At 66.2% G+C, this 11,524-nt stretch carries 12 protein-coding genes; 2 read left to right on the top strand and 10 right to left on the bottom strand.

Annotation, left to right across the window (positions count from 1 at the left end; all coding sequences use genetic code 11):
* Nucleotides 1–195: 195 nt before the first annotated feature.
* From FHS55_RS03625 to FHS55_RS03670, 10 genes are read right to left on the bottom strand one after another with little or no spacing between them, the layout of a single operon-like run.
* Nucleotides 196–990 carry an alpha/beta fold hydrolase gene (locus FHS55_RS03625; protein WP_183188277.1) on the bottom strand — a complete coding sequence of 265 codons (795 nt, stop codon included), beginning with the start codon at nt 988–990 and terminating at the stop codon, nt 196–198.
* Between the two features lie 9 nt (nt 991–999).
* Entirely contained in the window at nt 1,000–2,049 is a 1,050-nt protein-coding gene (locus FHS55_RS03630) for a proline racemase family protein (protein ID WP_183188278.1), read from the bottom strand.
* Between the two features lie 10 nt (nt 2,050–2,059).
* Nucleotides 2,060–2,968: a dihydrodipicolinate synthase family protein gene (locus FHS55_RS03635; RefSeq protein WP_183188279.1), complete on the bottom strand. Its 909-nt coding sequence runs from the start codon at nt 2,966–2,968 to the stop codon at nt 2,060–2,062.
* On the bottom strand, nt 2,965–4,767 hold the full coding sequence (locus FHS55_RS03640) for a cobalamin-dependent protein (protein WP_183188280.1): 1,803 nt from the start codon (nt 4,765–4,767) through the stop codon (nt 2,965–2,967). Before FHS55_RS03640 ends, FHS55_RS03635 begins: the two co-directional genes overlap by 4 nt.
* 12 nt (nt 4,768–4,779) lie before the next feature.
* Nucleotides 4,780–5,094 carry an NIPSNAP family protein gene (locus FHS55_RS03645; protein ID WP_183188281.1) on the bottom strand — a complete coding sequence of 105 codons (315 nt, stop codon included), beginning with the start codon at nt 5,092–5,094 and terminating at the stop codon, nt 4,780–4,782.
* 7 nt (nt 5,095–5,101) lie between these two features.
* Nucleotides 5,102–6,103: a 4-hydroxyproline epimerase gene (locus FHS55_RS03650; protein WP_183188282.1), complete on the bottom strand. Its 1,002-nt coding sequence runs from the start codon at nt 6,101–6,103 to the stop codon at nt 5,102–5,104.
* A gap of 15 nt (nt 6,104–6,118) precedes the next feature.
* The gene (locus FHS55_RS03655; RefSeq protein WP_183188283.1) at nt 6,119–7,345 is read right to left on the bottom strand and encodes an NAD(P)/FAD-dependent oxidoreductase; all 1,227 of its coding nucleotides are present in this window, start codon (nt 7,343–7,345) and stop codon (nt 6,119–6,121) included.
* Nucleotides 7,346–7,359: 14 nt separating this feature from the next.
* Nucleotides 7,360–8,145, bottom strand: a complete 786-nt coding sequence (locus FHS55_RS03660) for an aspartate dehydrogenase (protein ID WP_183188284.1) — start codon at nt 8,143–8,145, stop codon at nt 7,360–7,362.
* 4 nt (nt 8,146–8,149) lie between these two features.
* The gene (locus FHS55_RS03665; RefSeq protein ID WP_183188285.1) at nt 8,150–8,902 is read right to left on the bottom strand and encodes an SDR family oxidoreductase; all 753 of its coding nucleotides are present in this window, start codon (nt 8,900–8,902) and stop codon (nt 8,150–8,152) included.
* A 46-nt stretch (nt 8,903–8,948) separates the two neighbouring features.
* The gene (locus tag FHS55_RS03670) at nt 8,949–9,491 is read right to left on the bottom strand and encodes a cupin domain-containing protein (RefSeq protein ID WP_183188286.1); all 543 of its coding nucleotides are present in this window, start codon (nt 9,489–9,491) and stop codon (nt 8,949–8,951) included.
* Nucleotides 9,492–9,685: 194 nt separating this feature from the next.
* Between FHS55_RS03670 and FHS55_RS03675 the strand changes: the two genes are divergently transcribed.
* Nucleotides 9,686–10,333 carry a GntR family transcriptional regulator gene (locus FHS55_RS03675; RefSeq protein ID WP_246339792.1) on the top strand — a complete coding sequence of 216 codons (648 nt, stop codon included), beginning with the start codon at nt 9,686–9,688 and terminating at the stop codon, nt 10,331–10,333.
* A 73-nt stretch (nt 10,334–10,406) separates the two neighbouring features.
* Entirely contained in the window at nt 10,407–11,513 is a 1,107-nt protein-coding gene (locus FHS55_RS03680; protein WP_183188288.1) for a branched-chain amino acid ABC transporter substrate-binding protein, read from the top strand.
* Nucleotides 11,514–11,524 lie beyond the last annotated feature (11 nt).

Raw genomic sequence — 11,524 nt, forward strand, 5'->3', positions numbered from 1 at the left:
ACATGCAACGTAAGCTGTTGAAATAAATGAGATTTTTATACCTCAGAAGGGCCAAGCCCGCTTTCGAGATCGTCAAAATGCAACGTATTGATTCAAAAGGAAAATTGGCTCGAAAAATATTTCGATCCATCGCGGACTATCGAGGTCAATCGACCCTTTTCCGCGGAGACGCGCCGTCATCTGGTTCAGGAGGCGCTAAGCGGGCACAAGAAAACCCACGACCTGCTGGGCGAAGAGGTCTGCCCGCGTGCGCGGGTAGAAATGTCCCCCATCGAACGCGGCGAGCATCGCGCCCGGGATGAAGCGGGCGATGCGCTCGGACTGGGCGAAGAGGATCATCTCGTCGTCGCGCGCGCCCAGGATCAGCGTTGGCGCCCGTATGCCGCCGAGTTCCGCCACCCGGTCGAAGGCCAGCAGCATGCGTATGCGGGCGATCGCGACCGAAAGCGGCGCCAGTGTCTGCCCCGCCCGCCGAACTGCCGCGTCGAGCTCCGCCCCATGGGCGGCGATCCATTCCGCATCATAGCCCAGAACATGGGTGAGGGCCTGATAAATGTCCGGCCGGCCGGCCTCCAGAAGGGCGAGCCGCGCCTCAAACAGGGTTCGGAACCGTGCATCCGGGCCCGGCCAGCTGCCCGAGATGACGAGGCGGTCCGCTCTCTCGGGGCTGTCGATGGCAAGAGTCTGGACGACGGCGCCGCCGGTGGAATGGCCGACAAGATGCGCCCGCGCGCAGCGCTCTTCATCCATGATCTCCAGCACGTCGCGGGCGATACGCCCGATCGTATACGGCCCCTCCGGCCGGTCGCTGCGCCCGGCACCGCGATGATCGACAATCAGGAGCCGGAAGCGGGCTTCCAGCCGCTCTGCGACCGGGTCCCAGAAGTGCCCGTCACCGCCGAGACCCGGGATCAACACCACGGCGGGGCCGCCCGTGCCACGCACCTCGTAATGCACGCGGCAGCCGTCCGAAGTCGTCAGCAGCGGCATGGCCCGTCCTCAGATCGGCTGCTCGCCGGTATACCCCGGCCAGGTATCGCCCAGCCGGAAGCCGTCCGGAAACGGGTCCGTCGGGTCGAGCACATATTGGTGGAAGGCGGTGATCCAGCCCGGCCCGGTGATCGTCGGCAGCACGGCCGGCAGGTCGCCGAGCTCAGTGGTGCCGCGCAACCGTCCGACGAACTCCGTGCCGATGAGCGAGCGATGCAGAAAGCGCTCTCCCACCTGTAGCTGTCCCTTGGCGTGCAGCACCGCCATCCGCGCGCAGGTGCCGGTCCCGCAAGGTGAGCGATCGTGCCGGCCCGGCGAGACAATGACCGTATTCTTCGAGACGAGACCTTGGTCATCTCGCTCCAGCGGCCCGGCGAACAGGGTCTGGTTGATGGTGTGGATATCTGGGTTTTCCGGGTGCACGCAGGGAATCTGCTCGGCAGCCGCCGCCTTGATGCGCTCGCCCACTTCGACGAGTTGCGCCGCCTCCCTCAGTTCAAGCCGGAAGCCGAGCGCGGCCGCGTCGACGATGGCGTAGATCATGCCGCCATAGCCGACATCTACAGTGATGCGGCCGAGCCCAGGCACGTCGACCTCGCGGTCCAGCGCGAAGGCAAAGCCGGGAACGTTGTCGAATGTCACGTTCACGCACTTGCCGTCACGACACTCCGCCGAGACTTTCACCAGCCCGGCGGGCGCTTCCAGCACCAGATTGGTGACCGGTTCCTGCATCGGAATGATACCCGTCTCCAGCAGCACGGTGACGGTGCAGATGGTGTTGGTGCCGGACATCGGCACATAATAGTCGGATTCAATGATGACGAAGCCGGCATCGGCTTCTGGCGTCGTCGGCGGCAGAACCAGATTGACGCATTGCGAGACCCGCCCGCGCGGCTCGTTCAGTAGAAACCGGCGCAACTCGTCGCGATGCGTCTGCACATATTGCATCTTCTCGAACATGGTCTTGCCGGGCACGTCGCGCACGCCCCCGGTGATGACCTCGTTGAGTTCGCCGGCAGCGTGCGCCCCGACAACGGTGATCATCCGGCTGAAACGCATCGGGCTCTCCTCAGCTTGCCGAACGTGGGGTAGCGGCGAGTGCGCTGACCGTCGCCTCAAGCACGCCGAGCACCCGCTCGCGCTCCGTGCCGATCAGCGGCAGGCGCGGCGCGCGCACCCATTCCGGCGCGCCGTAGACGACCTTCTCCGCCATCTTGATGTACTGCACCAGCTTGACGTCGGTATCGAGATGGAAGGCGGGGGTGAGGATGCGGTAGAGCCTGCGCGCCTCGTCGTAGCGGCCGGCCATGCACAGTTCGAATAGCTCGACGCACTCCGCCGGCCAGGCATTCGTCATGCCCGACACCCAGCCGGTGACGCCGAGTGCCGCGCTCTCCAGCAGCAGGTCGTCGACGCCGCAGAACACCGAGAAGCGGTCGCCGCATTCATTATAGAGGTCAGTCACGCGGCGGATATTACCGGTCTCCTCCTTCACGCAGACGATGTTCTTCACATCGGCGAGGTCGTTGAGGATGGCCGGCGTGACGTCGACACCGTAGGCGATCGGGTTGTTATAGATCATGATTGGCAGGCCGCAGCCCGTGCCGAGCGTGCGGTACCAGGCCGCCGTCTCGCGCGGATCGCTCTTGTAGGCGATAGACGGGAAGGCCATCAGCCCCTGCGCCCCCAGTTTCTCATAATGGCGAGCGGAGGCCAGAGCCTCCGTCATGCCGACATGGGCGAGCCCCGAGAGCAGCGGCACCCGGCCCGCTACCACTTCCTTGGCGGCGAGTATGACGCTTTCGCGCTCCGCGGCGGTGAGCGAAGCGTTTTCTCCCAGCATCGGCAGCACGATGACACCGGACACGCCGTTTTTGATCAGGCGGTCGATGCTGGCCTGAGTGGCCGCGAGATCAAGGCTTTCGTCCTCCTTGAGCTTGGTGGTGACGGCAGGAAAGACTCCGGTCCAGCGGGTCATCGCGTGTCCTTTCGGAAGACAGAACGGGTAGCGGCGGGTTGGTCGATGAGTGCAGTGAGGTGATCGATCAGTGCGATGGGGGTGAGGCAGGGCACGACCCCAAGAGCGGCGATGTCGGCGGTGACGTCGATCGGCAGACCCGAATTCGAGTCCTCGGGAACCTGGTTGAGCCGCCCGCCGATGCAGACCGGGATGCTGGCTCCGGCGCGAGTGAGCGCTTGGGTCACCTCGCGGGCGTAGCGCAGTGCGATACCATTATAGGTGCTGATGGCAATGATGTCCGCGCCGGCGGCCAGCGCGGCCGCGACGAGGTCGTCGGCATCGACCGAGGTGCCGCCGTCGACCGTCGCGATGCCCAGATGGCCGAGGGTGCGCTCAACGAGGTTCTTGCCGTGCTCATGCACGTCGCTGGAAGCGACGCAGGCGGTGAAGCCGCGCGCGGCGATGCGCGAGGCGGCTTCAACGGGCACCCGGCCGGCCCAGTTACGGGCGGCGTGCTCCAGTTCGTCCACCCATTCGGCCTGCACCACCGGGCGGCGCCCGCTCCACGCCGTCGCCTCCGGCACGCCGGCGCCGAAGGCGGCTTCCAGCCGCTTAGGGCCGATGCGGCGCAGGGCGAGCATCATCTGCGCTGGATCGACGGTGTCGATGCCGGCTTCCGCGAGGCCAGCCAGCACCCGCGAGGCGAACAGCCGTCCGCCCTCCACCAGCCGATCGGCCAGCGCGTCGATCGGGGCGCGGTCGATCAGCGACGCAGAACCGGCGGCGTGCGCGGCGAGGCGATGGGCGAAGAGCTGCGCGTCGATGATCTCGTCAATATCGGGGATGCGCTCATTCTCGGTCACCGGCACCGGATTGACCGCGTGGCCTGTCGGCCGGCGTCCGAGCGCCCAGATGTCGGCCTGAAGGTAGCTCGCCAGGCTGGCATAATTGCCGGCGGGCGTGGATTTGTAGCTCACCGTGTTGCCGAAGATCATGGTGCCCGGCGTGTCGGTCACCTGTGCCAGCGCGGCATGGAACGCCATGCGCACAAGCGGCGCGGTGAAGTGGTGGCCGAAGCAGTGCGACAGCCGAGCGCCGATCAGCGTCTCGACGATGTGCTTTTCCACCAGCACCATGCCCAGCGCCGAACTCATATCGGCGAACAGTCCTGCGAATCCATCGTCGAGATTGGAATGCACCAGCACCTCGACCGGCTGCACGGCGATAAGGCCAAGCGCGGTGACGGTGGCGTGGGTGGTGGCAACATCGTCGTCCCAATCCGGGAGGCGGAAGGTAAAGTACTGGCCGAGATTGCCGATGGCGGTGGCGCCGGCGGCCAGAGCGCCCTTGGTGTTTTCCAGTGCCCCCGGCAGACCCAGCATGAAGTCGCCGAAATGCGCGGCGGCGGGCGCGGCGTTGGTGATGCAGGCGAAGCTCTCTGCCCCTTCCAGCACGATGCCGGTGCCGCGTCGGCTGCCCTTCCGCATGTGCGGCGGGTAGCCCATCGACATATCGAGGGTGATGCCGAAGCGGTCCACCCGAGCGCCGTGCCGGGCGCAGGCGGCGTGAACTTCGGCGATCGCGGCGACGGTGCGCTCCACGCTGCGGAAGCCGATATGGGCGTGCTGCATGACGCGTCCGGCTAGTGCCTCGCGACGCTTGTATTCGGCTTCGCTGGCGACGCCCTGCGCGTTGAGGAAGGCGTTACGGCCGACCGTCCAGTCCCGTGCCAGCGCGCGCCCCGCGGCAACGAGTTCCCCGCCCGGCTGAAGCGTCGGTGGAACCAGTTGGTCGTGGGAGGGGAGCGGCGCGGTCATCAGCGGCCTCGGTCAGCGCATAGGCGAGAGCGCGGTGGGGGCGAGTATGCGCGTCTGCTGGCTCTGGATCATGCCCTTGATGGCAGCGAGATAGTCCAGCCATGGGGGATGGGCGAGCATCAGCGCCCGGCGCGCCTCGCGATCAGCCATGCTGTCATAGCGCCACAGCGCGACAACATGGTTCAGTTCGCCGATCTCGGTGACGAAATGGCCAATGAACGTGCCGAGAAAACGCTTCTGGATGTCGAGGCCGAGCGTCTCATAGGCATTGAGGAAATCGCCCATCCGGCCCGGCACGATGTGGTAGTCGCGCTCTTCGAGGATCATCGCTGCCTCACGCCAACTGGAAGCCGAAAGCCAGCGGGTCGCGCTCGTCCACGGTGATGGTGTTGTGGCCGTAGACGCGGGCCCAGCCGCCAATGCTGGGGCGGATGGCCGGACGGCCTGCGACCTCGGCGGCGCTCTCCACCCGCCCATGGAACAGCGTACCGATGACGCTCTCATGCACGAACGAGTCACCAACATTCAAAAGGCCCTTCGCCACACGCTGGGCCATGCGCGAGGAGGTACCGGTGCCGCAGGGCGAGCGGTCGATGCCCTTGTCGCCATAGAACACCGCGTTGCGGCCGTCAGCCTCGGCGTGCCTGGGCCCGTCCGCCCACATGACGTGGCTGACGCCATTGATGCGCGGGTCCTCCGGATGCACCGGGGCCACCGCTGCCTGCACAGCCGCGCGGACCGCCGGGCTCAATCTGAGGATGTCCTCGGCCTTCATGCCGTCGAGACCGGCCCAGTTCTTCTGGGGCTCGACGATGGCGTAGAAATTGCCGCCATAGGACACATCAACGACGAGTTCGCCGATTCCCGGAACGTCGACCTTCACCCCCTCGGCATGCAGGTAGCTAGCAATGTTGAACAGCCGGACCTGATCGATAAAACGGCCGTTGCGTGTGTATTCGACCTCCACCCGCCCGGCGGGTACTTCCAGCGCCAGCCGGCCCTCTACCTTCGGCACCACGAAGCCCTGTTCGAGCGCGACGGTGACGGTGCCGATGGTGCCGTGACCGCACATCGGCAGGCAGCCCGAGACCTCGATGAACAGTACGCCCAGGTCGCAATCGTCCCGCGAGGGCGGATAGAGGATCGAGCCGGACATCACGTCGTGGCCGCGCGGCTCAAACATCAGCGCCCTGCGCACCCAATCATGGTCACGCAGGAAGATCTGCCGTTTCTCCGCCATTGACACGTTGGGCAGCAGCGGCGCGCCGCCGGCCACCACGCGCACCGGGTTGCCGCAGGTATGGGCGTCGACGCAGAGAAAGGTGTGCGGGTTCATCGCGGGCTCCGCGTTTCAGTTGAAGCGTTGGATGGCAAAGGGAGCGACGTCCACGGCGGGCGGACGGCCGCCAACCAATTCAGCGATCAGCCGCCCCGTCGTCGGACCGAAGGTGAGCCCGGTATGGCCGTGGCCGAAGGCATAGAAAACATCGTCACGCCGCGGCGAGCGGCCGATGACCGGCAGCGAATCCGCCGTGGTCGGGCGATGCCCCATCCAGCGCGTGCCGCCCTCGATGTTCAGTCCCGGCAGGAAGCGGCGGCCCAGCTGAGCGAGCGCGTCGGAGCGCGCATAGTTCGGCGCGGCCTCCAGTCCGGCGAATTCCGCCGCGCCGCCAATGCGCAGCCCCGCCTCGATCGGCGTGGCGACGAAGGCACGCTCGGCGAAGATCACCTCGCGCGTGAGGGATACGCCCGGGGTAGGAAGCGTAGTGTTGTAGCCGCGCTCGCTCTCGATCAGCGCCCGGTCGCCGATCTGCCGGGCGAGTCGGCCGGACCAGGCACCGGCGGCGATCACCAGCCGCTCGAAGGCGAGGCGCCGGCCGTCCTGTGTTTGCACGTCGCGCCCGGCGATACCGGCAACCTCGCCCTGGAGCATCGCTACGCCGCGCGCCTCAAGATGGGTGCGCAGGCGATCGACGATGCGTTTGGGATCGGCGACATGTGACCATTGCGGGGTCATGATGGCGTGGCGGATCGTGCTCGCCAGCGCCGGCTCCAGAGCTTGTGCGGCGGCGCCGTCCATCTCGTCGCAAACGAGGCCGTGCCGGCGGCGCAGGTCATGGAAGCGTCTGTCCGCCTCAAAACCCGCGCGCGTCTCGTACACCCACAGCGCGCCGACGCGGTGCAGGTCGCCCATGAGGTCAAGCTCGACGAGCAACGGCAGAAGATCGTCATAGGTGCGGGCCGACAAGGTGGCGAGCGAGGCGGCAATCGCCTCCACGCGATCCCAACGCCCCTCCTTCAGGAAGCGCAGCAGCCAGGGCACCAGCTTGGGGAAGTGGCCGGGGCGCATCGATAGCGGACCCAGCGGATCGGCCAGCCAGCCGGGCACCTTCCGGGCGAGGCCAGGAACGGAAGCAGGAATTATCTCGGTGACCCCGATGCCGGCGGCGTTCCCGAATGAGCACTTGTCCCCTGCCGGATCGCGGTCCAGCACGCTCACCTCGTGGCCCTCCGCGCGTAGCGCCCGGGCACAGGAGAGGCCGACAATGCCGGCGCCGATGACGAGAATGCGCGACATGGCGGGCGGCTCTCTCAGATGACCAGGGAAGCGAAGTGGCGCCGCACCGCCTGGGCGAGGCTCAGCGCGGTGACGGCGGAGGTCTTGGGATTGTCGGGTGAGGGCCGATTGGAAAAGCTCAGCGTGGCGCTGCCCGCCGGGCTCTTGACCTCGATCTCGTGCGTGTTGGCGCTGACGGCCGGGTCGGCGATCACCTGCACGCTCACCCGTGCCGGGCCGGCGGCCAGCGCCACCGCGAGCCCGGCATTGAGGTTACGCGGGTAGCGGCGCGCCGCTTCCCCCGCGGTTCCCTCGAACAGGACGACCGCCGAGGCAAGGCGCTCCGGCGCGTGGCCGAGCGCCGCGAGCTCGGTGCTCCACGCTGCCGGCGGCTTGCGGGAGATATAGCGCACCGTCGTGCCCTTGACGCCCGCCACCGCGGTTAGATAGTCGAGCCCGCCAATGGCGCCGGCCGGGACGATGAGCCGGGCGCCGCTTGCCTGCGCGGCGCCGACAAGCCGCTGCAGCAACGCATCATCGGCCAGCGCGCCGGTGGAGGCGATGACGAGGCTGATGCCGGCGCTCAGCAGCTGGGGGCCATATTGCGCTACGGCGCCCTGGCCGGCCGCCTCGACGACCAGCGCCGGCCGGGCGGCGATCAGCGCCTCGACATCGGACAAGGCGCAGATGGGGGAGGAAACCTTCGTTCCGTCATGCGTCAGCACCGAAAGGCGATAGGCTGGGTCGCGGCCTAGGTCGGCGGCCAGCGCCTGGCCGATGGCACCGAAACCGATGAGAGCGATGTCCCGCGCCGCGCCCATCACCTCACCAGGCCGACATGCCGCCATCGACGGTGAACATGGCACCGGTGGCGAAGGAGGCTTCATCCGAGGCGAGCCAGAGGATGGCGTTGGCAATCTCCACCGGCTGCGCCCAGCGATTGATCGGCGAGCGCGCCTTGAGCTTGGCCTTGAAGCTCTCGGGGTCGGGATGGCCGGCGACCATCCTGTCGAAATAGCTCGACCAGGTGACGCCGGGCGCCACGCAGTTCACCCGGATGTTCTGCTCGGCATGGTCGAGCGCCATTGCCTTGGTGAGCGCGGCGACGCCGCCCTTGGAGGCGACATAGGCCGCGCGGTCGAAGATGCCGACGGTGGCGACGTTGGAAGCGGTGTTGACGATAGTGCCGCCGCCCTGCGCCGCCATGACAGGGATCGCATGCTTGCAGCACAGGAAGACGCCCTTGAGGTTGACCGCCATAAGTGCATCCCAGGCGTCCTCCTCGGTATTTACAACCGTACCGGGGATGCCGTAGCCAGCATTGTTGGCGAGGATGTCGAGCCGGCCGAATCGCTCCACGGCGCACTCCACCATGCGCTTCACCTCGTCACTGCGGCTGACGTCGACGGCGATGGCGGCGGCATTGGGACCGAGGCGTTCGGCGACCTGCGCGACCCCCTCGCCGTTACGGTCCGCCAGGAGGACGCGGGCACCTTCCCGCACGAACAGTTCTGCCGCCGATTCACCGATGCCGGCGGCAGAGCCAGTGATGATGGCGACCTTGTCTTTGAGACGCATGGATTCCTCGATCGTCGGGAAGGGCACGAGCGCACGCGGCGCCGGCTCAAGGCTGGCGCTGGTCGTCCGGCTGCGCTGCGAACACGGTGTCGCGCTCGATCTGCAGCACGTTTTCAGGCCGCGGAAACGGCTCGGGCGTCGGTTCGCCCGGCTGGCGGGGACGGCCGATCAGGCGGAAGAAGTCCTCCAGCCCGTTCGGCACGATCAGCCAGGTCCAGAGGATGTCCTCGGTACCTTCGTTGATAAACATGTGGCGCCGGTTGCGGCCGATGAAGAAGGCGGAGCCCGGCTGCATCACATGGCTCTCGCCGTCGACCACGGCACGACCCTTGCCACGGATCACGAAGATCACTTCCTCATTCCGGTCATGGGCATGCTCGCGCACATAGCCACCCGGCGGGACGGTCTGGGTTCCGAAACCTATGGGAAATTCCATCGGTACGAGATGCGGGGCGAAGATCACGTCGATATGGCCATTGGCCGGTACTGGCTGCCAGTAGCTGACTTCCTCGCCCGGCTGTTTCACGAGCACATCGCCGAGATGAGAGGTCGCGTCTGCCTGAGCTGATTGGCCCGCCTGTTCCGACATGTGACTGCTCCGCTCGCCGGGTTATGATTGAATACAATATTCAGCCTAGGCACTCAGAAAGGAGAATAAAAGATGAAAAAATAGGCATGTTTGCTGCATTAGTGCCTACTAAATGTTCTTGTTGATCCAGATCAATTGAATATCGTATTCAATGTGGAGCCAGTCGGATGGTTGTGAAAATAGGTCGCCAGTCGTTGACGGACCAAATCGTCACCGAATTGCGACGACAGATCATTGTCGGCCAGCTGCCCGAAGGCGCACCCCTGCGCCAGGAGAAGCTAGCCAGTGAGCTGGGGGTTTCCCGCGTTCCGCTGCGGGAGGCGATCCGCCAGCTGGAGGCGGAGGGCCTCGTCGTATCGGAACTGCACAAGGGGACGGTCGTGTCCTCGCTGTCGCTGGAGGAGATCGAGGAACTGTTCGAAATCCGCATGCGCATGGAAACCTGGCTGTTCGAGGTGGCCATCCCGCGGTTGACGGAAGAGGATTTCGCCCTTGCCGAGGCCGTCACCGACGAGGCCATGGCGAGCGGCAGCGTGGAAAACTGGGGCGAACTGAACTGGCGCTTCCACGAAACACTCTATCGCCCCAGCGGCCATCTGATCGCGCTGAAGCTGCTGCGGACCGTGCATGACAACGCCAACCGTTACGTGAACCTGCAGATCGCGGTTGCGGAAGACGTGGAACGCGAGCTGTCCGACCACCGCGCTCTCATCGCCTTCGCCCGGCTCGGCGACATCCGCCGGGCCGTCGACACGCTACGGGCGCACATCCAGCGCGTCTCGCGCAACCTCATCATGTCGCTGGCCGAAGGCCGGCTCGGAAAGGCGCGCGACATCGCTTAACGACCAGGCTGCCGGCCCATGTTGGCACCCTGCGCAACGGTCCGGAACGGACCCCAGAGAGAAGGGAACTGACATGCGTATCAAGAGCATACTCTACGCTGCCGTTGCCGTGGCCGCGCTGACGGGAGCCGCCCGGGCCGATATTCTCATCGGCACGGCGGGGCCGACCACCAACGCCGAGGCGCTTTTCGGCACCACCTGGCAGAACGGCATGGAACTCGCCGTTCGGCAAGCCAATGCGGCGGGCGGCGTGCACGGCCAGAAGCTGGTCCTGGTGCGCGATGACGATGGCGGCGATCCTAAGCAGGGCACGCTGATCGCGCAGAAGCATTGCGACGAGGCCGGCATGCTCGCCGTGGTCGCCAATTTCAACAGCGGCGTGACCATCCCGTCATCCGATGTCTACAATCGCTGCGGCATGCCGCAGGTGACCAACGCCTCGAACCCTAAGGTCACCAAGGCCGGCTACAAGAACCTTTTCCGGCCCATCGCCAACGACCTGTCGCAGGGCGCGGCCCCGGCCGACTACGCTCTGGCCAAGCTCGGCGCCAAGAAGGCCGCCGTGGTTCACGACAAGCAGGCCTTCGGCCAGGGCGTCGCCGAAGTGTTTCGCGAGAACTTCACCAAGGGAGGCGGCACGATCACGTCCTTCTCCGGCATCGCTCAGACCGACGTCGATTTCAGTGCCCTGCTTTCCTCCATCCGCGCCGAGAATCCGGACGTGGTCTATTTCGGCGGCGTGATGCCGGCGGTCGGCCTGTTCGTTAAGCAGGCTCGCGAGCTCGGCATCAAAGCGACCTTCTTCGCCGCCGACAGCGCCTTCACCCCGGACTTCATCGCGGGCGCCGGGCCCGCTTCGGAAGGCACCGTCGTCTCCTTCCAGGCCCCGCCCTACGATTCCTCTCCCGCCCTGCAGAAGTTCGCAACTGACTACAAGGCCGCCTTCGGCGAGGATCCCGGCCCGTACTCGGCCTATGGCTATGTCGAGGCCACCATCATTATCGAGGCGATGAAGAAGGCGCCGACCCCGCTCACCCGCGCCGGTATCGTCACCGAGATCGCCAAGAGCGACTTTGACGGCCTCGTCGGTCACGTCGCCTTCACGCCGGCAGGCGAACTGCAGAAGCCCTTCTTGTTCCTCTACGCGGTCAAGGGCGGCAAGTTCGCGCTGGTCCAGTAACGCACCATCCA

This window comes from Ancylobacter tetraedralis, from assembly GCF_014195655.1.
In the GTDB taxonomy this organism is placed as follows: Bacteria; Pseudomonadota; Alphaproteobacteria; order Rhizobiales; family Xanthobacteraceae; genus Ancylobacter; species Ancylobacter tetraedralis.

What these genes read in the sequence shown, in the direction of transcription:
- FHS55_RS03625 (WP_183188277.1), bottom strand. Translation starts at nt 990, where the DNA reads ATGCCGCTGCTGACGACTTCGGACGGCTGCCGCGTGCATTACGAGGTG.
- FHS55_RS03630 (WP_183188278.1), bottom strand. Translation starts at nt 2,049, where the DNA reads ATGCGTTTCAGCCGGATGATCACCGTTGTCGGGGCGCACGCTGCCGGC.
- FHS55_RS03635 (WP_183188279.1), bottom strand. Translation starts at nt 2,968, where the DNA reads ATGACCCGCTGGACCGGAGTCTTTCCTGCCGTCACCACCAAGCTCAAG.
- FHS55_RS03640 (WP_183188280.1), bottom strand. Translation starts at nt 4,767, where the DNA reads ATGACCGCGCCGCTCCCCTCCCACGACCAACTGGTTCCACCGACGCTT.
- FHS55_RS03645 (WP_183188281.1), bottom strand. Translation starts at nt 5,094, where the DNA reads ATGATCCTCGAAGAGCGCGACTACCACATCGTGCCGGGCCGGATGGGC.
- FHS55_RS03650 (WP_183188282.1), bottom strand. Translation starts at nt 6,103, where the DNA reads ATGAACCCGCACACCTTTCTCTGCGTCGACGCCCATACCTGCGGCAAC.
- FHS55_RS03655 (WP_183188283.1), bottom strand. Translation starts at nt 7,345, where the DNA reads ATGTCGCGCATTCTCGTCATCGGCGCCGGCATTGTCGGCCTCTCCTGT.
- FHS55_RS03660 (WP_183188284.1), bottom strand. Translation starts at nt 8,145, where the DNA reads ATGGGCGCGGCGCGGGACATCGCTCTCATCGGTTTCGGTGCCATCGGC.
- FHS55_RS03665 (WP_183188285.1), bottom strand. Translation starts at nt 8,902, where the DNA reads ATGCGTCTCAAAGACAAGGTCGCCATCATCACTGGCTCTGCCGCCGGC.
- FHS55_RS03670 (WP_183188286.1), bottom strand. Translation starts at nt 9,491, where the DNA reads ATGTCGGAACAGGCGGGCCAATCAGCTCAGGCAGACGCGACCTCTCAT.
- FHS55_RS03680 (WP_183188288.1), top strand. Translation starts at nt 10,407, where the DNA reads ATGCGTATCAAGAGCATACTCTACGCTGCCGTTGCCGTGGCCGCGCTG.